Origin of the sequence: Clostridium grantii DSM 8605 (genome assembly GCF_900129965.1) — a bacterium.
GTDB lineage: Bacteria > Bacillota > Clostridia > Clostridiales > Clostridiaceae > Clostridium_AF > Clostridium_AF grantii.
Genome location: NZ_FQXM01000007.1, coordinates 45,234 through 69,988 on the forward strand (window position 1 = coordinate 45,234; position 24,755 = coordinate 69,988).

Consider the following 24,755-nt stretch of genomic DNA (forward strand, 5'->3'; position numbering starts at 1 on the left):
TACTTTTGTTAAAAAATTCTATCTTTCCTCACTAGGATTTTTGCCCATCATAATTTTATATTGTTTTGAAAAAGAAAAACCATCAGGATATCCTAATTCATTAGCTATACTTTCAATTTTAAAGTCCGTTTCTTCTAGTAGGAATTTAGCGTAATTCATTTTCTTGAACAAATGATACTTTATGGGGGAAACACCATATTGAGTTTTAAATTTCCTAACAAAATATTTTTCGGATAAATTAATCATATTTGCTAGTTCAGCGTTTTTTAAGCGAAGGGTTAAATTGCTGTCCAAATAATTTTTTATTAATTCTAGATCTTTATTTGTTTGCGATAAAGCAAAATCATTTTGAAATTGCAAATCACTTTCAGCTTTAATCAATAATTCTGATAAAATAATAGAACATTCAGCAATATAATTAGGAGTTTTGTTGGAATAAAATAATGAGTAAAGTTTTTGAAGTAAGATTCCATATCTAGCGGGCTCTTTGGGAATAAATGAAAAAGCAAAAGGAGTACAAGTGGGGTACTGGAATATATCATCATCATTATTATATACTCCAAATCTAACGGGAATAATATGAGGAAGATTCTTTTTATTAGGAATAGAGTGATGAGGATAGTCGCTACTAATGAAAAAGAATCTATTTTTTTCTAAGAGAATTTTTTCTCCATTTAAAAAGTAATATCCAGAACCATCTTGTACAAATAGAATATGAAAATCTTTATTTTTTCTATTATCTTCAATGGCCCAACTAGGGGGAACAGTTACATCTAATATACTATGCACTTTGAAATGAATTTTATGGGGTACTTTATTTAATAAAGCTTGTAGCTCATTTTTTGAAGAATCATCAATAAAATAATTATCTGACATAAGAATATACCGTCCTAGCTAAAGTTTTTTTACTTAATAAAAGTGATGTATATTGTTATTTTATTATAGAAGGAATATAAGTCAATAAAATAAATTATTAAAGATATAAAAGTTAATTATTTATAGTTAATAGTAACCTTAATATCTTGATCATAATTACCATATCCTTTACCAAATATGGTTACTCCACCAGGGTGTGATGTTTCTTTTGGGGATGATAGTCGAAGTCTTTGATTGTTTTTATTGTTTAATTTGAGTTGGCTTAGTTTTACATCTGATAGTTTAACACCATCAATATAAGAACCAGTATTATCAACTATCAGAGTTTTTAGTAGACCATATTCTGTGCCGCATGAAAACCAGTCAGGAGTATAAGTTCCTTTTTTATTGCCAAAATTTCCAGGACTAGTCCAAAAACCAAGTAACTCATCGTTAATATAAAAATGGATATCGGAAGGAAACTCATCTTTGTGTCCAGGAAATTCAGAGCACAATTCAAGGGATATATTTATGGACTGTATTTGATCTGTTTTATCAAAAAGGTAACTAGGCAGTTCGTATTCTACATAGCCAGATTGAAACCATAAAAGGCTAGCTTTAGTTTTGTCAGGATTACTAAAGTATCTTGGATCATCAACCATACCTATATAATTTTCCACAGAAGCTAATCCACATGTTGGTTCTACCTTGTAATTACTGTAATGACCAATTGGTAACTCAAAGGTAATGGAATTGCTTGGCAAAGTATTCTTTGAAGTGAAATCTAGAATTACTTCATTTGTAGAAATAGAACAAACTTTTTGAAGTCCTCTTTTCCCAGGACTTAATTGGCAGGTAATTAAACCGGCACTTTCAAGTGCATTAATGTGTCTGGTTATAATGGTTGATGAAACATCTAACTCATTAGCAATCTCTCCAATATTCATAGGTTTATCTATTAATAATTCTATAATTTTTAGCTTTTTTTCTGAAGAAAAACATTGGAAAAAATCTAAATTTTCGGAAGTTACAGCAATTTTCATATTAACACCACTTTCCTTAAGGTAAAACAATTATATAACTATTTAGTTCGCAAGTCAACAAAAAAAGTTACATAAAGCATTGACAAATTAAAGAAAAAGGATTAAAATCAAGTTAATAAGAGTATAAAAGTTCATTAGTGAACTAAAAAATTCACAATTAAGGAGATGAAATTATGAAATCATATAATATGTTTATAGATGGAAAATGGGTACCAGCAAGTTCAAATGAAACTATTGAGGTATTGAATCCAGCAAATGAGGAAGTTATAGCAACAGTTCCCATGGGAACACGTGAGGATGCTAGAAAAGCTTTAGAAAGTGCTAGAGAAGCTCAAGTAACTTGGTCTAAACTTACAGCTCAACGTCGTGGGGAGTATTTAAGAGAACTAGCTAATGAATTGTTAAAAGAAAAAAAACACTTAGCCGAACTTTTAACAACAGAACAAGGAAAACTTATTTCAATGGCATATGAGGAAGTAGAAGGTACAGCCCAATTTATTTCTTATGCAGCAGAGTCAGCAAGAAGAATTCAAGGGGAAATTCTTTATAGTGATGTTGAAGAAGAGCAAATAATGATTCAAAGGATTCCATATGGGGTAACCGTTGGGCTATTGACTTGGAACTTTCCATTAGCTCTTGCAGGAAGAAAATTAGGGAATGCATTAATTACTGGAAATACCATGGTACTTATGCCACCGTTACATGCCCCACTTGCTGTTTATGAGTTGGGAAAGATTATTGAAAGAGTTCTACCAAAAGGTGTTATTAATATTGTTACTGGTGCAGGGAATGTTATTGGGGATGAACTTGTTCGAAATCCTATTACTAAGTTGGTAACATTAACAGGCAGTACAGAAATAGGAAGACATATTTACAAAGCAGCTGCAGATAATTTAACAGTTATTAGCCTTGAACTTGGAGGAAAAGCCCCATTTATAGTTCTTGAGGATGCTGATATTGATAAAGCAGCAAAATTAGCGGTTTTATCAGGATATGATAATTGTGGTCAAATATGTACTTCAAATGAGAGAATGTATATTCACAAAGATGTTTATGATGAATTTATGGAAAAATTTGTTGCAGGGGTAAAACAATTAAAAGTTGGAAATCCAATGGACCCTGATACAAATATTGGACCTAAAATGAATATAAATGAATTGAATAAACTAGTTACAATGGTGGATAAAGCCAAAGAACAAGGAGCAAAAATTATTGTTGGTGGTAACAGATTGACTGAAGGAGAATTTAAAACAGGGTATTGGTTTGAACCTACTGTTATTACTAATGTAACTAATTATATGGAAATTATTCAAGAAGAGACCTTTGGACCAATAGTAGCTGCAATGAAAGTTGAAAGTTTTGATGAAGCTCTACAATTAGCAAATGATTGTAAGTACGGTTTATCTGGTTATATATTTACAAAAAACATGGGTAATATTATGAGAGCTATGAATGAACTTGAAGTAGGAGAGATTTATGTAAACAGACGTAATGGTGAATTAATCAATGGTTTCCATGCCGGTATAAAATTAAGTGGTGTAGGTGGAGAAGATGGTAAGCATGGATTAGATATATATTCACAGAAGAAAACTATTTACTTAAATTACGGAAAATAATATTTGCTTTGATAAATTAAATATAGGGGCATTTATATAACTTGTGGGAGTTTTTTCATAAGAAATAAATGTCCTTATATTACTAAAATAAAAAATTATAGGAGGAATACTATGTTATATGGTATACCAAAAACTTTTACCCCAGATTTGATGAAGTTACTTATGGAGGTTGGTCATGGAGAGCAGCTATTGATTTGTGACGGAAATTTTCCTTATAAATCGAGAAATAAAGACACTGTATTTATCCTTAATATAAAGATATCCGATTTGCTCAATGATATTTTAAAATTCTTACCTCTGGACCATGCTGTTGAAATACCTACAATGGTAATGAGTGGGGCTTTAGATAATGGGACAGCAGATGTCTATAAAAAAATTATATCCAAGTACAGAGAAGGAGATTCTCTTGGTACAATAGATAGATTTGGTTTTTACGATTTATCTGATCAGGTGGTTGGTATTATTGTCACTAATGATTTTACTAAATTTGGAAACATTATAATACAAAAGGGTATTGTGGTAGAAGAAAATTAGGGAAATTACCCAATAGAATTTTTATAATTAGAAGGTGTTATTCCATACATTTTTTTAAATAACCTGGAAAAATACCTATAGTCATTAAATCCTAAATCCATAGCTATATTACTAATACTTTTATCTGGCTCGTTAATTAATATATAAGTTGCCATTTGAAGTTTCATTGAATTTACATATTCAATGGGAGTAGTAGAGAAATGTTTCTTGAAATATTTTATAAAATAATTAGGATGCAAATGAACTATATCTGCAAGATTAGTTAAGGTTATATCTTTAGTTATATTGTTTTTTATGTAGGTATTTATTGTATTTTCAAATTCATCGAAGGTTGAAGGTAAAATTTTCTTCATATCTACGTTATCTAAAAAGATTTTTAGAATTTCTAGTAAACCAGCTTTTTCTGTTAAGGTATCTAACGGATTTGTGGAAAAGTCTAAGCTAACTAATTTATCCAATAAAGGTGTAATTTTTTCTTTAGATATTTTGCATTTGGTGGATTCTTTCGAGTAGATAAATTTTTTTTCTTTATTTAATACAAGATTAAAATGACACCAATATTTTTCAATGGGATTGTTAGGGTTATGGTAGTAGCTATGAATTGTATTTGCAGGTATTAAATATAGTTCTTCTGGTTTTGGAATAAATTTATCACCATTGATTATTAAAACCCCTTCACCTTGCAAAAAATAATAAAATTTATTATAACCATATACACAATTGTTTTCTGCCCAATCAGGGGAACAAAAATTTTTCCTACATATTAATTTCTTAACATATATGTTATCAAAATAATTTACATTAGTTTCATTATGCATTATAATCATTCCTTTTGGTTTTTTATTACAATTACATACTAACATATAATGATTAATTTTGTCCACATACTTATTAATATACACCCTTTGTTTTATAGATAAGGGTGTTATACTTATGTCATTAATAGAAATATTGTTTCCAAAAGGAGTGTAGTATATGTTAAATCTAGAAGATTATTTAAGATCAATTGATGTAGTAATTGAAAAAGGACCTTATAAGGATAAGTGGGAATCTCTTAATGATTATCCAGAGCCAACTTGGTTAAAAAAAGCTAAATTCGGTATTTTTATTCATTGGGGGGCATATAGTGTGCCAGCTTTTGGTAGCGAATGGTACGCGAGATTGATGTATATAAAAGGCACAAAAGAATATGACCATCATATAAAAACATATGGTGCCCACAAAGATTTTGGGTATGCGGATTTTATACCTATGTTTAAAGGTGAAAAGTTTAATGCTGATGAATGGATAGATTTATTTAAAGCAGCAGGGGCAAAATATTTTATGCCTGTAGCAGAGCATCATGATGGTTTTCAAATGTATGATAGTGAATTATCAGACTGGAATTCCGTAAAAATGGGACCTAAAAAAGATATACTTGGAGAATTAAAAAAAGCATCAAAAGATAAAGATATAGTTTTATGTGCTTCAAGTCATAGAGCAGAGAATTATTGGTTTTTTAGCGGAGGTCGTGATTTTGATTCTGGTATTCAAGATATGGAATATCAAGAGCCTTATGGATATGCTCATAAAGGGTTTGTTCAAGAAGATACTCATAGTATATATTCAACCCCAGCAACAAAAGAGCATCTTGAAGACTGGCTTGCAAGAACTTGTGAAATAGTAGACAAATATCAACCTAAAATTGTTTGGTTTGATTGGTGGATTCAAAATATGAGTTTTAAACCATATCTAAAGAAATTTGCAGCTTATTATTATAATAAAGCTGTTGAATGGGGAGAAGAAGTTGCCATTAATTATAAAAATGATGCTTATGCTTATTCCACTGCAATTTTTGATATAGAAAGAGGCCAATTAAAGGATATAAGACCAAGATTATGGCAGACTGACACCGCAGTAGCTAAAAACTCTTGGGGTTATACAGAGAATAATGATTTTAAAGACCCAGCGGATATAGTATGCGATTTAATTGATATTGTAAGTAAAAATGGAACCCTTTTATTAAATGTTGGACCTAAAGCCGATGGAACAATTACAGAAGAAGATAAAAGTGTTTTGTTGAGTATTGGTGAATGGTTAAAGGTTAATGGAGAATCAATATACGATACTACTTATTGGAATATTTACGGAGAAGGATCTACTGAAGTTCCAGAGGGAACCTTTGCTGAAAAGGATAGAAAAGCCTTCCAAAGTGAAGATATTCGTTTTACTTATAAAGCACCTTATATTTATGCTAATGTTTTAAGTTGGCCTGAAAGTAATGAAGTGAAAATTTTATCATTAAAAAAAGGAAGTAAACATTTTAGTGGACATATAAAAGATATTGAAATATTGGGATTTGATAATGAATTAGATTTTGAACAAACTGATGAATGTTTGAAAATTGTGCTTAAGGGTGGTATAGATACAAAGTATCCAGTTTGTTTTAAAATAATAATTGATTAATATAATTCTTATTAATCATGTTTAGAAAGGCTTGGTGTTATGAAATTTAGTAATGGATATTGGTTTAATAAGGAAGGGGTTAACACATTTAGCCCAACAGAAGTTTATAATGTTATTACTAATAAGGATTCAGTTATGGTTTATGCACCATGTAATAAAGTAAATCATAGAGGAGATACAACAAGGGGACCTGTAATTACGATGAAATTATCCTCTCCTATGCCAGACATTATTAGGGTACAATTATTTCATCATATGGGAGTTAGAAAAAATGGGCCAAATTTTGAAGTGAATTGTAAAGAAAATTCAAAGATAAACATAGTAGATAATGAATCTGTGGTTAAATTAACTAGTGGAGACTTAAGTGTAGAAATAAATAAAAAATCATCTTGGTCTATGGATTTTTTTAATAAAGAAGATAAAATAACTTCTAGTAAATTTAAAGATATGGCTTATATAAAAACAGAAGAAGACGGAGAATTTATGAGAGAGCAGATGTCCTTATCTGTTGGAGAATTGATTTATGGTTTAGGTGAAAGATTCACACCTTTTGTTAAAAATGGACAGAGTATTGATATATGGAATGAAGATGGAGGGACAGGTAGTGAAAAGGCTTATAAAAACATTCCTTTTTATGTGACAAATAAAGGATATGGTATTTTTGTAAATCATCCTGAACAAGTTTCTTTTGAGGTAGGGTCTGAAAGAGTAGCAAAGGTTCAATTTAGTGTTCCAGGTGAAAGCCTAGATTATTATATTATAAATGGTCCTTCTATAAAAAAGGTGATAGAAAATTATACTTCTTTAACAGGAAAACCATCACTACCAGCAGCTTGGACTTTTGGCTTATGGCTCACTACTTCATTTATAACTAATTATGATGAGAAAACAGTAACAAGTTTTGTGGATGGAATGGCGGAAAGAGATATTCCACTTCATGTATTTCATTTTGATTGCTTTTGGATGAAAGATTATAATTGGTGTGATTTTAAATGGGATAATAGAGTTTTCCCAGATCCAGTAGGTATGATTAAACGATTAAAAGATAAAGGATTAAAGATATGCGTGTGGATTAATCCTTATATAGCACAACAATCTTGTATTTTTGAAGAGGCTATGGAAAAAGGATATTTAATTAAAAAAGTCAATGGGGATGTATGGCAAAGTGACTTGTGGCAACCTAGTATGGGTATTGTTGATTTTACAAATTCTGCTGCCTGTGAGTGGTTTGCTGGTAAATTAGAGAGATTAATAGATATGGGTGTAGATTGTTTTAAAACTGATTTTGGCGAAAGTATTCCAACTGATGTAGTATATTATGATGGTTCAGATCCAAGGAAAATGCATAATTATTATACTTATATATATAATAAAGTGGTCTTTGATTTACTTGAAAAAAAGAGAGGAAAAGGAGAAGCAGTATTATTTGCTAGATCAGCAACAGTTGGGGGACAAAAGTTTCCAGTACATTGGGGCGGAGATTGTTCAGCAAATTATGAGTCAATGGCAGAAAGTCTTAGAGGTGGATTATCATTATGTATGTCAGGTTTTGGATTTTGGAGCCACGATATAGGTGGATTTGAGAGTACTTCAAGTGCTGATGTATATAAACGCTGGTGCGCTTTTGGATTATTATCCTCTCATAGTCGTTTGCATGGTAGTATCTCTTATAGAGTTCCATGGCTATATGACGAAGAGTCTGTTGATGTGGTACGTTATTTTACAAAACTTAAATGTACTTTGATGCCTTATTTATTTAGAAATGCATATGAAACTTCAAAGTCAGGGATACCAGTTATGAGATCTATGATTCTTGAATTTCAAGAAGATTTAACTTGTGGGTATTTAGAACGTCAATATATGCTAGGAGATTCACTTCTTGTAGCACCTATATTTAATGATAAAGGAGAAGCTACTTATTATCTGCCTAAAGGAAAATGGACCAATTTCTTTACTAATGAGAAGATAAGCGGAGAATGTTGGAGAAAAGAAAAACATGATTATTTGAGTTTACCTTTAATGGTACGCCCTAATAGCATAATTGCTGTAGGAAAAGAAGATAATAAACCTGACTATAACTACTCAGATAACGTTACTCTACATGTATTTGAATTAATTGAAGAAAAAATAGCCTTCACTTCTATTTATAATATTAAAGGGGAAGAAGAATTAAAAATAGAAATATACTTAGAAGGTAAAATAATTAACATAAAATATGAAGGAAATTGTAAATCGTTTACTATTCTAATGAGGGGTATTTATGAACTAAAAGGTATAGAAGGAGCACAAATTAAAGTAAATAAGTTAGGTACAAGCATTATTCCAAATAACGATACAAATGAAATAGTATGTACGGTTTATTAAAGCAATATAAAGCATTGATTAATTTTTTTTAAGATGGTGAAATTAACACCATCTTTTTTTTGCAAAAGTATTGACACTTTGAAAGTGTTAGTGTACCATTGAATTAATACACTAACACTTTCAAGGTGGTGAAATAATGAATATAGTATTTAACGACAAAGAACCTATATACACTCAAATAATAAACTATATTAAAAAATCAATAGTATCTGGTGAATTACAAGGAGGAGAAAAATTGGTTTCTGTAAGAGAATTATCTCAAAATTTTAAAGTTAATCCTAATACAATACAAAGAGCTTATACTGAACTGGAAAGAGAAGAATTAGCGTTTACTAAAAGAGGAATGGGCAAGTATGTAACTGAGGATAAAGAAATAATAAAAAAACTTAAGAAAAATATGGCGAAAAATATTTTGAATAACTTTATAATTGAGATGAAGGAATTGGGATTTGAATCAAAAGATATAATTGAGATTGTGTCTGAAAAAATTGGTGAGGAGGTATAGAGATGGATTTTATATTAGAAACAAAGGACTTAACTAAAAAATATGGAAGTAAAATAGCAGTAGATAATTTAAATTTTCAATTGGAAAGAGGAAAAATTTTAGGTTTATTAGGGCCAAATGGTAGCGGAAAAACTACTTTTATAAAAATGCTAGTAGGTCTTTTACATCAAGATAATGGAGAAATATTAATTGATGGCAAAGTACCAGGTGTAGAAACAAAAAAAACAGTAGCCTATCTACCAGACAGAAATTTTCTTTATAAGTGGATGAAGATTAAAGATGCAATAGAAGTTTTTTCAGATTTTTATGAGGATTTTAATATTGATAAATGCAAAAAACTATTGGAATTCATGAAACTAGAAGAAAATATGAAGATTAAAGCTTTATCAAAAGGGATGACAGAGAAACTTCTTTTAACTCTTGTATTATCAAGAGATGCGCAACTTTATGTTCTTGATGAACCAATTGCAGGGGTAGATCCTGTGGCAAGAGAGAAAATTTTAGATGCTATATTGAATAATTTTAATGAAGGTAGTTCCATGATTATAACTACTCATTTAGTTAGAGATATAGAAAAGTTATTTGATGAAGTTGCATTTATCTCTGAGGGTAAGATTTTTGAAAAAGGAGATGCAGAACAATTGAGAATAGATAAGGGTATGTCTATAGATGAAATTTATAGAGATATTTTTAGAGATTAGGGGTGAGAAAAATGGGAAAATTATTTAAATTAGAATTAAAAAACACTTACAGAATATATGGACCGCTTTTACTTGCTGTCGTAATTGCAAACATTATTGCTTTAATAGCATTTGGAGACCAAAAAATTGAATATAGAATATTAATAACTGTTTTATCTTCTATGGCACTTGGTATAGCACTTTTTATATTAATAATAGATTTTTACAAAAAAGATATAAATGATGATAGAGCTTATTTGACTTTTACCTTACCAGTGACGGGTAAGCAGGTTTTACTTGTTAAAACATTAAATACATTAATGTGGACAATATTATCAGTAGGTGTTTGTGCAATATTTGTTTATTTTATGATTTGTGATTTGGCTATGGGAGATTTTGGATTTGATATTTTTAGAGAAAAAATTATTATAAATTATGGCTTTCTAGCAACAATAACAATAACCCAATATATATCTGATATACTATTAATTTATTTTGTGATAACATTAATTAGTTGTAATAAAATAAAAGGTAAAATAGGGGGATTTCTAGGAGTAATTATTTACTTTGTATTTTCAGGAATAATATCTTATGCTGAAACTTTAATTTTAAAGATTATTTATGGAAATAGTATAATTTCGAATTTTGGATTCAATTTAAATGCAGATAGCTCAGGTATGGATATAGCGAGTTCATCTATAGAATTACCATTTAATGATGTATCTTATTTTACAGTAGAAACTATATTTACTTTAATAATAATTGTAATTCTATTTTTAACCACTTCTTATATGTTGGACAAAAAATTAGAAGTTTAAATTGAGATGGTAAAAACAAAATGGGTCAACCTCAAAATAAGAGGATGGCCCATTTTCTTTTTGTAGGAACTCTATTTACATTATTAATGTGATATAATTAATAATAAATAGTAGATTTTGTATAATAAACATTAACATAGGAGGGGTTTTATGGGGTTATTTAATTTTATAAAAAGTCAATTTATTGAAGTTATTGAATGGACAGACAGTTCCACAAACACAATGGTGTATAGGTTTCCAGTAGACGGTAATGAAATCAAGATGGGAGCTCAATTAACTGTTAGAGAATCACAAACAGCAGTTTTTGTTAATGAAGGTACTATTGCAGATGTATTTACTCCAGGTAAATATACTTTAAGCACTGAAAATATGCCTATATTAACAAAATTAAAATCTTGGAAATATGGATTTGATTCTCCTTTTAAAGCAGAAGTGTATTTTGTAAATACTAAACAATTTACAGACCAAAAATGGGGAACATCAAACCCTATAATGATGAGAGATGCTGAATTTGGAATGTTAAGGCTTAGAGCTTTTGGTATATATTCTTATAGAGTATCTGATGCTACTAAATTTTTAAAAGAAATATTTGGGACAAGTGCATCCTATGATACAAGCAGTATTGAAGGGCAATTAAAGAAAACTATCGTATCGGGTCTTTCAGATATGTTTGGTGAAGCAAAGATACCAGCCTTGGACCTTGCAATGTATTATGATGAATTAAGTGAGCAAGGTAAGAAAAAAATGATTCCTAAATTCGAGAATTATGGTTTTCAAATAACATCTTTATTAATAGAAAATATTTCTCTTCCAGAAGAAGTTGAGAAAGTTATGGATAAGCGTACTTCTATGGGGGTTTTGGGTAATTTAAATGATTATGCTAAATATCAGGCAGCAGAAGCAATGAGAGATGCTGCACAAAATCCAAATGGAGGATTAGCTGGAGCTGGTGTTGGATTAGGTGCAGGAGCAGCACTTGGGGGTGCAATGACAGAATTATTCAAGGAGTCAAATAAAAATGAACCCAAAATTGAAACAGTTTCAGAAAAAATAGCATGTCCTCATTGTGCAGCAATTGTGGATAAAAAAGCTAAATTCTGCCCTGAATGTGGAAAAACTATGGAAGAACCAAAAGATAAATGTATAAAATGTAGTGCAGATATAAAAAAAGGTGCAAAATTTTGTGCAGAATGTGGAGCACCACAAGTTTTAGAAAAAGAATGTCCAAACTGTTCATATAAATTATCTTTAGATTCAAAATTCTGTCCAGAGTGTGGAACAAAAGTTGATTAGGGGGATATAAATTATGGACGAAGAAAAAAAAGAAATAATAAGAGAAGATACCAAAAATTTTTCATGCCCTGGTTGTGGAGGCAACATGATCTTTAATCCAGAGGAACAGTGTTTAAGCTGTTCCTATTGTGAAAATAAAATTGAAATAAAAGCAGAATCAAATAACATGGTGGAATATGATTTTGATTCTGCAGATGAACTTGAAGCACAGGATTGGGGAGAAGAAAAAAGATTATTTAAGTGTGGGAATTGTGGAGCAGAGTCAATTTTTGATAAAGATAAAATTGCACAATTTTGTCCCTTCTGTGGGTCTTCGCATATAGCTGAAAATAGTGATAATATTGGAATAAAGCCTACATTAATTGTTCCCTTCAAAATCAAAAAAAATGATTCTGAAGAAAAATTTAAAGTGTGGATAAAAAAGAGATTTTTCGCTCCCTCAGATTTAAAAAAATCATATAAAATGGATAAAGTTTCAGGAGTTTATTTACCTCATTGGACCTATGATTCAAATACTTTTTCTAATTATGTAGTAAAAATAGGTACATATTATTATGTTACGGAAACTCATTGGGTTACTGAAAATGGAGAAAGAAAAGAAGTTTCTCAGCAGGTAAGAAAAACTCGGTGGAGAACAGAACAGGGTACATATGCAGAATTCTTCGATGATGTTTTATGTAATGCATCTAGTAATGTTGAATCAGGATTAGTTAAATCTATTGAGCCTTTTAAGCTTAAAGAATTAGTTGATTATAAAGCAGCTTATCTATCAGGATTTGTTGCAGAAAGATATTCCATAAGTCTTAAAGATGGCTGGAATAAGGCAAAAACAGAAATAGATAATAGAATAAAAAGCGGGATTAGAAACCAGGTTTTTGGAGATGAAGTCAGGATAGAAAATGTAGCAACTGCTTTTTCAAATATAACTTTTAAGCATATTCTTCTTCCAGTATGGATATCAGCTTTTGATTATAAAGGGAAAGTATATAGATTTATGGTTAATGGGCAGACAGGGGAACTAGATGGAGAATCTCCAGTGAGTGCTTTAAAAGTTACTTTATTTATAATAGCTATAATAGCCGTAATTGCTTTATTGGTTTTGGTTATATAAAAAAAGATGTTTACAAAGAAAAAGCTTTCTTTTAGGGAAAGCTTTTTTAGTTAAAAAAAATATTATATTTTATGCTCTTTCAACAATCAATTCTTTTTCTTTAGTGAAAGTATAATCTTTTCCGTAAACACATAATTCTACGGGAGAATCTTTTTCATTTATTATAATTACTTTCTTCGTAGTAACTGAGATTTTTAATAAAGAATCTCTAAATAATATTTTAAAAGAGAATCCAGTCCAATGAGAAGGAATAAATGGATTAAGAATCACTTTATTATTTTTAACTCTAAAACCACCAAAACCTTGAACTACAGCTATCCATGTGCCAGCCATACTTGTGATATGACAACCATCCTCTGTATCATTGTTGTAGCTATCTAAATCTAATCTAGCAGTTCTTAAATACATTTCATAAGCTTTGTTTTCTTTACCTAAACTAGCAGCTAGAACAGCGTGTATGCAAGGGGATAATGAAGATTCATGCACAGTCCTAGGTTCATAAAAATCAAAATTTCTTTCTATAACATCTTTATCATAGCAATCTTCTAAAGTATATAAACCTTGGAGCACATCAGCTTGTTTTATAAAACAAGATCTTAAAATTCTATCCCAAGACCAATTTTGATTTATGGGTAAATGAACAGGGTCTAAATCTTTTACTAAAATTTGTTCTTTATCCAGGTAATTATCTTGTTGTAAAAAGATTTTAGAATTCTCATCATAAGGGTAATACATATTATCTATTATACTAGTCCATTTTTCCTTTTCGCTAGTCTCAAAATTAACATTAGAAAGTAAGTTAGAGTACTTAGCATTATTTGTTTTTTCTACATAAGCTAAAACTTCTAAAGTATATTCCATAGTCCAACTAGCCATTCTATTGGTATACCAGTTATTGTTTACGTTGTTCTCGTATTCATTTGGGCCGGTAACTCCAAGCATTACATATTTATTTTTTTCAAAAGAAAAATTAACTCGTTGTGCCCAAAATCTAGATATAGCTATTAAAACTTCTAAACCATAATCGGCTAAATAAGCTTTATCATCAGTGTAATTTACATAATTATATATTGCATAGGCTATGGCTCCATTTCTGTGAATTTCTTCAAAGGTTATTTCCCACTCATTGTGGCACTCTTCACCGTTCATAGTAACCATTGGATAAAGAGCAGCGCCATTGTTGAAACCTAGCTTTTCAGCGTTTTCAATAGCTTTACTCAATTGTTTATACCTATAAAGAAGTAAATTTTTTGAAACTTCTTGATGAGAAGTACTTAAGTAGAAAGGAAGACAGTAAGCTTCTGTATCCCAGTATGTGCTTCCACCATATTTTTCTCCAGTAAAACCTTTTGGACCTATATTGAGTTCAGCATCTTTCCCATTGTAAGTTTGATTCAATTGAAAGATATTAAATCTAATAGCTTGCTGAGCAGATACATCTCCCTCGATTATTATGTCACTCTCTTTCCATTTTTCATCCCAAGCAAGTTTTTGCTCTTCTAGCAATTTAAAAAATCCGACTTTTTTTGCTAATAAAGATTCTTTTTCAGTAAAAGAGATTAATTCATCCATTTTGTAGTATCTTGATGATGTTGTAGATACATATTTATAAAGACATACTTCATCATTCTCATTAATATCTATTTCAATTGTATTATCAATATATTTCTCTTTTTCAGAAGGAATGGATTTAAAATCAACTTCAATCCCATTTTTGTAAAGAGATAATTGCATAAAAGAAGAAATATAAAAGTCTAGTTTCTTTGTTTTCATAAGTACATAACCAGAATTTATTTCGCTTTTTTGAGAAATCTCATCCCAAAATTTCTCTTCATAATTAGAATCAGTATTCATTACATCCCCATCTAAATAAGGAATTATTTTTAGTTTTCCAGAAAAATTAAGAGCTTTTACAGAATATTTTATTGCACCTATACTATCTCTAACCATAGAAATAAATCTTAGTGCATTTATTTCTATTTCTTTACCGGAAGAAAGTTTCGCTTTAAAGGATCTTTTTAAGTAACCTTCTTTCATATTTAGTATTCTTGAGAAGTTACTTACTTCACAAGTTGCTAAATCTAAAATTTCATCATCAATTAAAATATTAATTCCAGTCCAATTTGTTGAATTCAATACTTTTGCAAAATATTCTGGATAACCATTTTTCCACCAACCTACTCTAGTTTTATCAGGGAAATAAACCCCAGCCACGTAACTTCCTTGTAATGAAGGTCCAGAATAGTTTTCTTCAAAATTAGCACGTTGTCCTAGATAACCATTACCGATACTGAAAATACTTTCACTTATTTCATGAGTACTTTGTTCAAACCTATCCTCTATTATGTTCCATTCATCATATTTTAAATATTCATTCATTTTAAAACCCCCAAGAATTATATTTATAAGTGTTCAAACGTTTGCGCAAAAACTATTATTTAAAGGTCAGACGAAACTGACCTTTAAATTTTTATTATATATTATATTTTAAAACAATTATTAAAATATTTCTAGTGGTAAAATGAAATATAATAAAAAAAATATATTTTTATAGTTTTTAAAGAAGAACTTATGTATAAAAAGTAAATATTATTATAATAAAATTAAGATTTCATTAAAAGGCTTAACTTCAATAAGAAAAAGTGATATTATTACTTTATAGTAATATATTAAGTTAGGTATAAAGGAGAAATATATGGGAAATCTTTTGAAAATATTTTTAATATCAGCAGTACCTTTAATAGAACAAAGAGGATCAATCCCAATGGGAATTATATTGTATAATATTGATCCAATAAAAGTGTTTTTGGTGTGCTTTTTAGGTAGTATGTTACCAGTTCCTTTTGTATTATTATTGTTTAATAAAATATTTGAATGGATGCAGAATTATAAGATTTTCAATTCTTTTAGTAATTTTGTTCAAAAGAAATTAGATAAGAATACTGGTAAAATGGAGAAATATAAAGAAATTGGATTAATAACTTTTATTGCAATACCTCTTCCAACAACAGGAGTATGGACTGGAACAGCAGTGGCAGCTTTTTTAAAGCTTGATTTTAAAAAATCTGTAATTTGTGCAGCAATAGGCGGTCTTTTATCAGCCACAGCTATAACTATTATATCAATACTTATACCTTCTTTTCTGGGTTATTAAAATCTTAATAGTAAAAAATATTTTTACCATTAAAAATTCTATGAATTTTTAATGGTATTTTTTTGTTTTGTGGAAATGATAATTATTTTATGTGTTTAATAATTATTATCAAAAACAAGCATACTAGATAATATAAAGAAGCTTTATTACAAAAAATCAACAATGAGGTGGAGTAAATGATTTACGAAAAAGAAGAATTTAAGGATGTTATCGCTAACATAAGTTCAAGAGAGTTAGACATATTAATACTAGATGCTAAATATACAAGTGATTTTAATTTCAGAATGAAAAATTTAACGAAAGAAATAATGGGAGAAGGAAAGTTGAATATTGAACTTAGTGTTATTTTTAATACTGAAGGGGAAATTGCATTAATTGACGAAACTATAATAGGAAAATATATATCAGATGCTTATGCTATAAAAATATGTAAATATTATAAAACGAAAGATATACAACTATTAATTGAAAAAATTATTGAAAGTAATGAAAAATCTAAAGAAGATTTTATTAAAATTTCTTATTATATTCTTTATGAAACTATGGAAGAAATATTTGAATCTGTTAAATATAAAAAGGAACTGATAAATCATTACGGGCAATATTTTGGGATAAAAGATTACGAAAAAGAAGATAAATCAATAATCTTAGTAATTCTATCCATTCTTTATGATATTAATAAATTTCTTAATTTTGATAGAAATACCCTTGGAATTTTATCGAAGATTATTTTAAGTAAATAATTAAGTAGACATTTACTTGCAAAGTTCGACAACGATTAAATTACTAACAAAGGATTAAAAAAATAGAGGGTTTATATACCAATATATGTATTTTAAATTAGTGAATTATAATATTCTTTGTCGAAGTTTATAATAAAAAAAATATTGTTTTAGTATAGGAAACGACAAATTTTTCTCCATATAAGTGATATGATTTATTTATAATTGTAGCATTTTATGGAGGGGTGTATTATGATAGTCGTTGAAAATATAATGAAAAGAGAAAATGTGGGGGATACAGATTGTCACTATTTTTACAGAGTGATTAAGGATAAGATATGCTTAGATAAAGAATGTATTACTAGTATGCAATCTTATGGTATTGAAATAGAGAGACAAGATTATAAAGAAGATATTCTTGTTAATTTAGAACGAGAAAGCATAAGTAACATAAGTCCTCATAGGCATAAAGTACAAAAATTAGTTAATACTTTATATAATGGGAATGTTTCTCCAATCCATCTAATAGATATTGTTTCTGAAAAGATTGATGAATATATAGAAGATTTTGAGACAGTATTAAATGAAATTTCTGTTAACTAGTAAATCAAAGGACATTGCGTTCCTTTGATTTTTTTATTAAAATGAATATGTAAGATATAAAATAGTAAGAAAGTATAATATTTTATTGGGAGGTGTGCTTATGATAGCTGGTGTAGGAGTAGATATTATTGAAATTGATAGAATAAAAAAATCTGTAGAAAGAAATCCAAAGTTTGTATCAAAAGTTTTTACGAAAAATGAGATAGAATATTTGGAAAGTAGAAAAATGAGACCAGAGTATATTGCAGGCAGGTTTGCAGCAAAAGAAGCAATCTCAAAGGCTTTAGGTACAGGAATAAGAGGGTTTGATTTAAAAGATATTGAAATAGATAGAAATTCTTTGGGAAAACCTATAGCTGTTTTAAGAGGAAAGTGTAAAAAAATATTAAAAAAATACTCAAGTTATAAAATACATATAAGTATATCTCATAGCAAAGAAAATGCTATAGCTTATGCTTTGTTGGAGGTTGAAGAAAATGATTCTTTTGAAATCTGATAGAATAAAGCAAATAGATAAATATTGTATAAATAAAATAGGAATTCCAGGCATAGTGCTTATGGAAAATGCAGCGTTGAAAGTATTGAAAAATATAGAAGAAAAATTTAAAAGTTTCATTGTGGTTTGTGGTGTTGGAAATAATGGAGGAGATGGATTTGTAGTAGCACGTCATCTTTTAATACAAGGTAAGAAAGTAAAGGTTTTTATTGTTGGCGATATTACTAAAATGGGTAATGATTGCGTAACAAATTTTAAAATAATGAAAAAATTAGAATCAAATATGATGTCAATTAATAATTCAAGCGATTTGAAGGTGCTAAGAGATGCTATAGAAGAAAATAGCTTGGTTATAGATGCTATTTTTGGTACAGGCTTAAATCGAAATGTGGAAGGTATTTGTAACGACGTTATTTCTACTATAAATTCACAAAGTAAAAATACAATATCTATTGATATACCAAGCGGGCTGAACTGTGATTCTGGGCTTGTTATGGGGAATGCAATTCGTGCTACAAAAACCATTACTTTTCAAGTTATGAAAACAGGTTTTATAAATTATGGTGCAAAAGCTTATACGGGTAATGTTGTTGTAGAGAATATTGGAATACCTGATTTTGTAATAAAAGAATTTACTGAAGACCAATACATAACTTGTGATAGGTATATTAAAAAGTATTTAGTTAAGCGTAATGAATACAGTCACAAAGGAGATTTTGGAAAAGTGTTTATAATTGCGGGCTCAAAGGGATACACCGGGGCAGCTTATATAACAACAGAGGCAGCCGTAAGGTGTGGATCTGGCCTTGTAACATTATGCTGTCATGAAGATATTCAAGGAATTTTAAGTAGTAAATTAGTAGAAGCTATGACTTTGACTTTAACTAATAATTTAAAAATTGAAGAAAATATTGAAAAAGCAGATGTTATAGCTCTGGGAACTGGTTTAGGTGATAATATTGAAAGTAAAGTATTAACTAATAGAATAATAAAATCTTCTTCAAAGCCAATGGTGATTGATGCAGATGGGATTAATGTTTTAGTAGATAACTTAGATATATTGTTAGAAAAAAAAGCACCTATAGTTTTAACACCACACCCAGGCGAATTTTCTAGGATTTCTGGTTATTCAATAGAAGAAATAACTTTAAATAGAATAAGTATAGCAAAAGAGTTTGCTAATAAATATAATATAGTATTGTTACTAAAAGGGTATAATACCATTGTAACTGATGGAGAAAAAGTTTATGTTAATCCTACAGGAAATAGTGCTATGGCATCAGGGGGAATGGGTGATTGCTTAACAGGAATAATTGCGTCATTAATTGGACAAAAAATACCCCCATTTGAAGCAACATATATTGCAGCTTATATTCATGGCTATTGTGGAGAAAAGCTTTCAAAGGAAATGTTTTCGGTAAACGCGGAGCATATTTTGAAGGAGTTACCTTATGTGATGAAAGAGCTTGCGCAGGATTGAGAAAAAAGACGAACTAACTCGTAGGGGGCGGTTTCCACGCCGCCCCGCTATGCCTATAAATTACATATATAATATTGATAAAAAATACAAAATACAGAAAGTAGTATAATATTTTCATTACGATTTTACTGTAATTGTAATTTTATTAGGAAACAGCGGGCGGGCATGGAAACCCGCCCCTACAAATAGATTCTTCGCTTTTTAACTTTATGATTAAAAAAGTATTCATATTCTACCTGCATTAAGAATAGTATTTATAAAACGTACTATGAAAAGTGGAGGGCTTATGAATAAAAGTAGGGGTATATTTATTGTTGTATTTTTGTTTTTAATTTGTTTAATGAGTGGATGTGGCAAGAAAGAGCTTCAGGCAGAAGATGTGATTAGTGAATTAAAGGAAATAGGTGCTTATAGTTGTGATATTGCCATACATAATAAAAATTCAAAGCAAACTGTTACTTATAATTGTAAGCAATATTACAATAGTCAGTTTGGACATAGATTGGAAATTGATGATGAAAGAATACTAATTTTTAAAGGTAACGATATTAGTATAAATGATTTAAATAATGGGGCATTTTATTCAACAGATGATGATTTTGATTCTGTTTTCAAACTAAGTTTTGTTGAAGAATATATTGGTTTGTTATATACTGATGAAGAGATTAAATATGTATTTGAAAACGAAGAAGGTAAAAATATCATGCTAATTTATTTGAATATACCAGGAAGTAATAGGAATTTAAATAAAGCAGTAATGTATGTAGATGCTGATGAAGTCGTTCCAATAAAAACCATAATTTATGATTTTCAGGATAAAGAAAAAATTCAATTTGTTTATGAAAATTTCCAAAAAAGTGAGGACGTTGGAGAAGAAAGATTTCAAACTAAGTAACATATGAAATATTCACATGATATTTTCACAAATGTGGAGGGTAGAAAATATTGTTTAAGCATATAAGACCAGTATGGGAAGAAATAAATTTAGATAATTTGGCATATAATATAAAACAGATTAAAAAAATTTCACGTTGTAAGGAGATAATGGCTGTAGTTAAAGCGGATGCCTACGGTCATGGATCTATTGATGTTGTTCCAGAATTACTAGAAAATGGAGCGGATAGTCTTGCGGTTGCAGTTATAAGTGAGGCTATTGAACTAAGAAAGTCGGGAATAGAAGCACCTATTTTAATTTTGGGGTTTACTTCTCCAGCACATTTTAGTGAATTATTAAAGTATGATTTGGAACAATCATCTTTTAGTTATGAATATACTGAATTATTATCCGAAGAAGCAGGTAAAAACTTTAAAAAAGCAAAAATTCATATTTGCGTTGATACTGGAATGGGCAGAATAGGCTTTCTTCCAAATGAAGAAAGTATAGAACAAGTATATAAAATCAGTAAATTACCTAATATTAAAATAGAAGGTATTTTTTCGCATTTTTCAACAGCAGATGAAACTGATAAATCTTATTCAATAGAGCAGATGAAGAAATTTAATGCTTTTTGTGAAAAATTGAGTGAGTTAGGGGTTTCACTAGGTAAAAAACATATAGGAAATAGTGCAGCTATAATGGATATTCCTGATGCACATTTTGATGCAGTTAGGCCAGGGATAGTTTTATATGGATATTACCCTTCAAATGAAGTTGATAAAAACCAAATAGAATTGAAACCTGTTATGCAACTTAAAACTAATATAGTTCATTTAAAAAAAGTACCTAAGAATTTTTCAGTGGGATATGGAAGAAATTTTATAACTAAAAAAGAAAGTGTTATAGCAACTTTGCCAGTAGGATATGCAGATGGATATACGAGAGCTTTGAATGGTAAAGCAAAAGTAATAGTTAAAAAAGAATTTGCAGCAGTGGTTGGAAAAATATGTATGGATCAATGTATGATTGACGTGTCGCATATTAAAAATGTTTCTGTAGGCGATGAAGTGATTCTAATAGGAAACACTGGTGATAAAAAATTTGATGCTGATGATATGGCAGAAGCTTTAGGTACAATAAACTATGAAATAGTTTGTATGATTGGTAGAAGAGTTCCAAGAGTATACATAAAAGATGATATGGTAGTTAAGGTAAGAAATTATGTTTAAATAATTCTAAAATATATGCAAATTCATGAAAAAAATAACCTAATTAGATATTTCCTTTGACAATAGAACGAAATTTGCGATATAATTACCATATACATATTTGCTTTTATTTATTAGGAGGTATTTATTTGTATGTCAAATTCTAAAAGGTTTAAAATAATCTTACCAGAATACCTAAACAAAGATTTAAATTTAAATATTAAAAAAAATAGTAAATATATGAGACGCAAACTAGTATTATATATAGAGGATAAAAAGACATTTGAAGAAACTGATGAATTGGTGAATGCTTATTTAGAAATGGCGGATATTAATTTAAATATTTGCGAAATGGGCTTAGCTGATGAAATGTCTCAATTAAATCAATATGAAACTGAGCTTGCGGAGAGTGATGTTCCTGATGACTACAAACATGGTAAAAAGAGGAGATATATTTTATGCTGATTTAAGTCCTGTTGTTGGCTCAGAACAGGGAGGTATTAGACCTGTACTTATTATTCAAAATGATATTGGCAACAAATATAGTCCTACTGTAATAATAGCAGCTATAACTTCTCAGATAAATAAAGCAAAACTTCCTACACATGTAGAGATTTCTTCTGAAGAATATGGTCTGAATAAAGATTCAGTTGTGCTGCTTGAACAAATAAGGACTTTGGACAAAAGACGCTTAAAAGAAAAAATAGGACATATGTCTGAAAAAGACATGAGAAATGTGGATGAAGCACTTTTAGTTAGTGTTGGATTATAATCTTAATAAATATAAGTAAAAAGAAATAAATTAACTAATTTTATAAATTAGTTAATTTATTTCTTTTTTCGAAGAATCATATTTTTATGGTAAAAATATGGTTTTAGTTTCTTTTTTGAACCTGTTATGAAGTGAGATTTTGCTATGAATTTTTATGAATATGTTTACAAGAAAAATGAAGATGTTTACAATGAGATTATCTATAAATTAAGTAAATAAAAGCACTGTACTTTTATTTTTTTATTGATATAATAATTATGGTGTGCAAATTATAAAAGTAATATTAAATGTTCCAAATCAGAAAAAAATGTAGGAGGGGTTATTGATGAAGAAAGATATCCTTCAAATGCAAGAAATTGCTAAAGATATCAGAATGGATATAATCAAAATGTTAACTGAATCACAATCGGGTCATCCGGGTGGTTCATTATCGGCTGTTGAAATTATGACTGCTTTGTACTTTAATGAAATGAATGTAAACGAGGAAAATCCAAAAGATGCGGATAGAGATAGATTTGTTCTTTCAAAAGGACACGCAGCACCTGTACTATATAGTACATTAGCAAGAAGAGGTTTCTTTGCAGTGGAAGAATTAATATCTTTAAGAAAACTTGGTTCTATGTTACAAGGACATCCTAATATGAATTATGTACCAGGAGTTGATATGTCTACAGGATCTTTAGGTCAAGGTATATCTACAGCAGTTGGTATGGCTTTAGCTGGAAAATTAGATAAAAAAGACTATAGAGTTTTTTCATTACTAGGTGATGGAGAGCTAGAAGAAGGTCAAGTATGGGAAGCAGCTATGTCTGCTGGACACTATAATTTAAATAATTTAACTGCTTTTGTAGACTTCAATGGACTTCAAATTGATGGACCATGTGAAAAAGTTATGAGTCCATATCCAATAGATAAAAAATTCGAAGCCTTCAATTGGCATGTTATATGTATAGATGGACACGATTTTGAAGCAATTTTAGGAGCTATAGCAGAAGCAAAATCTGTAACAGATAAGCCTACTGCAATTATTTGTAAAACTGTAAAGGGTAAAGGAGTTTCATTTATGGAAAACCAAGCAGGCTGGCATGGAGCTGCACCAAACAGAGAACAATGTGATTTAGCACTAAAAGAGATTAGAGGTGAAGAATAATGTCAAATAAAATAGCTACTAGAGAAGCTTATGGAAAAACATTAGCAGAGTTAGTTCTTGAAAATGATAGAATAATTGTTTTAGATGCTGACTTATCGAAATCTACTAAAACTGCAGATGCTAAAGAAGCATGTAGTGAAAAACATATAAATATGGGTATTGCTGAAGGTAATATGATGTCCGTAGCAGGTGGATTAGCATCTTGCGGGAAAATACCATTTGCTAGTACTTTTGCTATGTTTGCTGCTGGAAGAGCATTTGAGCAAGTTAGAAATACAATATGTTATCCAAAGTTAAATGTTAAAATATGTGCTACTCATGCAGGTATAACTGTTGGTGAAGATGGAGCATCTCATCAATCAGTTGAAGATGTATCTTTAATGAGAAGTATTCCAAATATGACTGTTATCAGCCCAAGTGATGCTGTTGAAACAGCAGCAGCAATTAGAGCTATAGTTGATTATGATGGTCCAGTATATGTGAGATTAGGAAGATTACCTGTTCCTGTAATCAATGATACAGCAGATTATAAATTTGAAATAGGAAAAGCTGTTACTTTAAGAGACGGTAAAGAAGCTACTATATTTGCTACAGGGTTAATGGTAGACAAAGCACTTCAAGCTTATAACATACTTGCAGAAGACGGTATAAAAGTAAAAATAGTAAACATACACACAATTAAACCTTTGGACGTAGATGCAATTGTGACTGCAGCTAGAGAAACTGGTGTTGTAGTAACAGCAGAAGAACATAGTATTATAGGCGGATTGGGATCAGCAGTTTGTGAAACTTTAAGTGAAAACAATCCTGTACCAGTAATTCGTGTTGGAATTAAAGATACATTTGGAGAAAGTGGAAAACCTGATGAGCTATTAAAAGCTTATGGATTGGAAGCAGAAGATATAGTAGCAGCAGTTAAAAAAGCCATTGAATTAAAATAATTCAAAAGAAGCAAATAAAATTGCTGATAAGGAAGGGGAAATTACTCCTTCCTTATTTTTGTATCAAATAAAATTTTAAGGAAAGTAT

General features: G+C 29.6%; 24 protein-coding genes. 20 read left to right on the forward strand and 4 right to left on the reverse strand.

Annotated features, from left to right (window positions below):
• Positions 1-18 precede the first annotated feature (18 nt).
• On the reverse strand, positions 19-876 hold the full coding sequence (locus tag BUB83_RS07675) for a helix-turn-helix domain-containing protein (RefSeq protein ID WP_073337871.1): 858 nt from the start codon (positions 874-876) through the stop codon (positions 19-21).
• Between the two features lie 116 nt (positions 877-992).
• Positions 993-1,928: an ArsR/SmtB family transcription factor gene (locus BUB83_RS07680; RefSeq protein WP_143160496.1), complete on the reverse strand. Its 936-nt coding sequence runs from the start codon at positions 1,926-1,928 to the stop codon at positions 993-995.
• A gap of 143 nt (positions 1,929-2,071) precedes the next feature.
• Between BUB83_RS07680 and aldA the strand changes: the two genes are divergently transcribed.
• Positions 2,072-3,514 carry an aldehyde dehydrogenase gene (gene aldA / locus BUB83_RS07685; protein WP_073337873.1) on the forward strand — a complete coding sequence of 481 codons (1,443 nt, stop codon included), beginning with the start codon at positions 2,072-2,074 and terminating at the stop codon, positions 3,512-3,514.
• A 111-nt stretch (positions 3,515-3,625) separates the two neighbouring features.
• A complete protein-coding gene (locus tag BUB83_RS07690) occupies positions 3,626-4,048 on the forward strand; it encodes an RbsD/FucU domain-containing protein (protein ID WP_073337874.1) in 423 nt (140 codons plus the stop codon).
• 5 nt (positions 4,049-4,053) lie between these two features.
• On the opposite strand, the gene BUB83_RS07695 is transcribed toward BUB83_RS07690, so the two are convergent.
• Positions 4,054-4,866, reverse strand: coding sequence for an AraC family transcriptional regulator (locus BUB83_RS07695; protein ID WP_073337875.1), 813 nt, complete (start codon positions 4,864-4,866; stop codon positions 4,054-4,056).
• A 157-nt stretch (positions 4,867-5,023) separates the two neighbouring features.
• Here BUB83_RS07695 and BUB83_RS07700 point away from each other — a divergent pair, with 157 nt between their 5' ends.
• The 7 genes from BUB83_RS07700 to BUB83_RS07730 all read left to right on the forward strand — a co-directional run bounded on the left by BUB83_RS07700 (position 5,024) and on the right by BUB83_RS07730 (position 13,264).
• Complete coding sequence (locus BUB83_RS07700) at positions 5,024-6,493, forward strand: alpha-L-fucosidase (RefSeq protein WP_073337876.1); 1,470 nt, start codon at positions 5,024-5,026, stop codon at positions 6,491-6,493.
• Positions 6,494-6,532: 39 nt separating this feature from the next.
• Positions 6,533-8,857, forward strand: a complete 2,325-nt coding sequence (gene yicI, locus BUB83_RS07705) for an alpha-xylosidase (protein WP_073337877.1) — start codon at positions 6,533-6,535, stop codon at positions 8,855-8,857.
• Between the two features lie 136 nt (positions 8,858-8,993).
• Positions 8,994-9,362: a GntR family transcriptional regulator gene (locus BUB83_RS07710; protein ID WP_073337878.1), complete on the forward strand. Its 369-nt coding sequence runs from the start codon at positions 8,994-8,996 to the stop codon at positions 9,360-9,362.
• Positions 9,363-9,364: 2 nt separating this feature from the next.
• Positions 9,365-10,063, forward strand: a complete 699-nt coding sequence (locus tag BUB83_RS07715; RefSeq protein ID WP_073337879.1) for an ABC transporter ATP-binding protein — start codon at positions 9,365-9,367, stop codon at positions 10,061-10,063.
• A gap of 11 nt (positions 10,064-10,074) precedes the next feature.
• Positions 10,075-10,860: a hypothetical protein gene (locus BUB83_RS07720; protein ID WP_073337880.1), complete on the forward strand. Its 786-nt coding sequence runs from the start codon at positions 10,075-10,077 to the stop codon at positions 10,858-10,860.
• 150 nt (positions 10,861-11,010) lie between these two features.
• Positions 11,011-12,153, forward strand: coding sequence for an SPFH domain-containing protein (locus tag BUB83_RS07725; RefSeq protein WP_073337881.1), 1,143 nt, complete (start codon positions 11,011-11,013; stop codon positions 12,151-12,153).
• A 13-nt stretch (positions 12,154-12,166) separates the two neighbouring features.
• Complete coding sequence (locus tag BUB83_RS07730; protein ID WP_073337882.1) at positions 12,167-13,264, forward strand: TFIIB-type zinc ribbon-containing protein; 1,098 nt, start codon at positions 12,167-12,169, stop codon at positions 13,262-13,264.
• 69 nt (positions 13,265-13,333) lie between these two features.
• On the opposite strand, the gene BUB83_RS07735 is transcribed toward BUB83_RS07730, so the two are convergent.
• Positions 13,334-15,643, reverse strand: a complete 2,310-nt coding sequence (locus BUB83_RS07735) for a family 65 glycosyl hydrolase domain-containing protein (protein ID WP_073337883.1) — start codon at positions 15,641-15,643, stop codon at positions 13,334-13,336.
• A 316-nt stretch (positions 15,644-15,959) separates the two neighbouring features.
• Between BUB83_RS07735 and BUB83_RS07740 the strand changes: the two genes are divergently transcribed.
• From BUB83_RS07740 to BUB83_RS07790, 11 genes are all read left to right on the forward strand, one after another.
• Entirely contained in the window at positions 15,960-16,418 is a 459-nt protein-coding gene (locus BUB83_RS07740; RefSeq protein ID WP_073337884.1) for a COG2426 family protein, read from the forward strand.
• 176 nt (positions 16,419-16,594) lie between these two features.
• Positions 16,595-17,161: a hypothetical protein gene (locus tag BUB83_RS07745; RefSeq protein WP_073337885.1), complete on the forward strand. Its 567-nt coding sequence runs from the start codon at positions 16,595-16,597 to the stop codon at positions 17,159-17,161.
• 231 nt (positions 17,162-17,392) lie between these two features.
• Complete coding sequence (locus BUB83_RS07750) at positions 17,393-17,743, forward strand: DUF6514 family protein (protein ID WP_073337886.1); 351 nt, start codon at positions 17,393-17,395, stop codon at positions 17,741-17,743.
• Positions 17,744-17,843: 100 nt separating this feature from the next.
• The gene (acpS, locus tag BUB83_RS07755) at positions 17,844-18,239 is read left to right on the forward strand and encodes a holo-ACP synthase (RefSeq protein WP_073337887.1); all 396 of its coding nucleotides are present in this window, start codon (positions 17,844-17,846) and stop codon (positions 18,237-18,239) included.
• Positions 18,220-19,719: a bifunctional ADP-dependent NAD(P)H-hydrate dehydratase/NAD(P)H-hydrate epimerase gene (locus tag BUB83_RS07760; RefSeq protein WP_073337888.1), complete on the forward strand. Its 1,500-nt coding sequence runs from the start codon at positions 18,220-18,222 to the stop codon at positions 19,717-19,719. Before acpS ends, BUB83_RS07760 begins: the two co-directional genes overlap by 20 nt.
• 286 nt (positions 19,720-20,005) lie before the next feature.
• Complete coding sequence (locus tag BUB83_RS07765; protein WP_073337889.1) at positions 20,006-20,614, forward strand: germination lipoprotein GerS-related protein; 609 nt, start codon at positions 20,006-20,008, stop codon at positions 20,612-20,614.
• A gap of 50 nt (positions 20,615-20,664) precedes the next feature.
• On the forward strand, positions 20,665-21,825 hold the full coding sequence (gene alr / locus BUB83_RS07770; protein WP_073337890.1) for an alanine racemase: 1,161 nt from the start codon (positions 20,665-20,667) through the stop codon (positions 21,823-21,825).
• 132 nt (positions 21,826-21,957) lie between these two features.
• Positions 21,958-22,269 carry a hypothetical protein gene (locus BUB83_RS07775; protein WP_073337891.1) on the forward strand — a complete coding sequence of 104 codons (312 nt, stop codon included), beginning with the start codon at positions 21,958-21,960 and terminating at the stop codon, positions 22,267-22,269.
• Positions 22,226-22,576 carry a type II toxin-antitoxin system PemK/MazF family toxin gene (locus BUB83_RS07780; RefSeq protein ID WP_073337892.1) on the forward strand — a complete coding sequence of 117 codons (351 nt, stop codon included), beginning with the start codon at positions 22,226-22,228 and terminating at the stop codon, positions 22,574-22,576. Before BUB83_RS07775 ends, BUB83_RS07780 begins: the two co-directional genes overlap by 44 nt.
• A 325-nt stretch (positions 22,577-22,901) precedes the next feature.
• Complete coding sequence (locus BUB83_RS07785; RefSeq protein WP_073337893.1) at positions 22,902-23,726, forward strand: transketolase; 825 nt, start codon at positions 22,902-22,904, stop codon at positions 23,724-23,726.
• The gene (locus BUB83_RS07790; RefSeq protein WP_073337894.1) at positions 23,726-24,667 is read left to right on the forward strand and encodes a transketolase family protein; all 942 of its coding nucleotides are present in this window, start codon (positions 23,726-23,728) and stop codon (positions 24,665-24,667) included. Before BUB83_RS07785 ends, BUB83_RS07790 begins: the two co-directional genes overlap by 1 nt.
• Positions 24,668-24,755: the final 88 nt, after the last annotated feature.

What these genes read in the sequence shown, in the direction of transcription:
- BUB83_RS07675 (WP_073337871.1), bottom strand. Translation starts at nt 876, where the DNA reads ATGTCAGATAATTATTTTATTGATGATTCTTCAAAAAATGAGCTACAA.
- aldA (WP_073337873.1), top strand. Translation starts at nt 2,072, where the DNA reads ATGAAATCATATAATATGTTTATAGATGGAAAATGGGTACCAGCAAGT.
- BUB83_RS07690 (WP_073337874.1), top strand. Translation starts at nt 3,626, where the DNA reads ATGTTATATGGTATACCAAAAACTTTTACCCCAGATTTGATGAAGTTA.
- BUB83_RS07695 (WP_073337875.1), bottom strand. Translation starts at nt 4,866, where the DNA reads ATGCATAATGAAACTAATGTAAATTATTTTGATAACATATATGTTAAG.
- BUB83_RS07700 (WP_073337876.1), top strand. Translation starts at nt 5,024, where the DNA reads ATGTTAAATCTAGAAGATTATTTAAGATCAATTGATGTAGTAATTGAA.
- yicI (WP_073337877.1), top strand. Translation starts at nt 6,533, where the DNA reads ATGAAATTTAGTAATGGATATTGGTTTAATAAGGAAGGGGTTAACACA.
- BUB83_RS07710 (WP_073337878.1), top strand. Translation starts at nt 8,994, where the DNA reads ATGAATATAGTATTTAACGACAAAGAACCTATATACACTCAAATAATA.
- BUB83_RS07715 (WP_073337879.1), top strand. Translation starts at nt 9,365, where the DNA reads ATGGATTTTATATTAGAAACAAAGGACTTAACTAAAAAATATGGAAGT.
- BUB83_RS07720 (WP_073337880.1), top strand. Translation starts at nt 10,075, where the DNA reads ATGGGAAAATTATTTAAATTAGAATTAAAAAACACTTACAGAATATAT.
- BUB83_RS07725 (WP_073337881.1), top strand. Translation starts at nt 11,011, where the DNA reads ATGGGGTTATTTAATTTTATAAAAAGTCAATTTATTGAAGTTATTGAA.
- BUB83_RS07730 (WP_073337882.1), top strand. Translation starts at nt 12,167, where the DNA reads ATGGACGAAGAAAAAAAAGAAATAATAAGAGAAGATACCAAAAATTTT.
- BUB83_RS07735 (WP_073337883.1), bottom strand. Translation starts at nt 15,643, where the DNA reads ATGAATGAATATTTAAAATATGATGAATGGAACATAATAGAGGATAGG.
- BUB83_RS07740 (WP_073337884.1), top strand. Translation starts at nt 15,960, where the DNA reads ATGGGAAATCTTTTGAAAATATTTTTAATATCAGCAGTACCTTTAATA.
- BUB83_RS07745 (WP_073337885.1), top strand. Translation starts at nt 16,595, where the DNA reads ATGATTTACGAAAAAGAAGAATTTAAGGATGTTATCGCTAACATAAGT.
- BUB83_RS07750 (WP_073337886.1), top strand. Translation starts at nt 17,393, where the DNA reads ATGATAGTCGTTGAAAATATAATGAAAAGAGAAAATGTGGGGGATACA.
- acpS (WP_073337887.1), top strand. Translation starts at nt 17,844, where the DNA reads ATGATAGCTGGTGTAGGAGTAGATATTATTGAAATTGATAGAATAAAA.
- BUB83_RS07760 (WP_073337888.1), top strand. Translation starts at nt 18,220, where the DNA reads ATGATTCTTTTGAAATCTGATAGAATAAAGCAAATAGATAAATATTGT.
- BUB83_RS07765 (WP_073337889.1), top strand. Translation starts at nt 20,006, where the DNA reads ATGAATAAAAGTAGGGGTATATTTATTGTTGTATTTTTGTTTTTAATT.
- BUB83_RS07775 (WP_073337891.1), top strand. Translation starts at nt 21,958, where the DNA reads ATGTCAAATTCTAAAAGGTTTAAAATAATCTTACCAGAATACCTAAAC.
- BUB83_RS07780 (WP_073337892.1), top strand. Translation starts at nt 22,226, where the DNA reads ATGACTACAAACATGGTAAAAAGAGGAGATATATTTTATGCTGATTTA.
- BUB83_RS07785 (WP_073337893.1), top strand. Translation starts at nt 22,902, where the DNA reads ATGAAGAAAGATATCCTTCAAATGCAAGAAATTGCTAAAGATATCAGA.
- BUB83_RS07790 (WP_073337894.1), top strand. Translation starts at nt 23,726, where the DNA reads ATGTCAAATAAAATAGCTACTAGAGAAGCTTATGGAAAAACATTAGCA.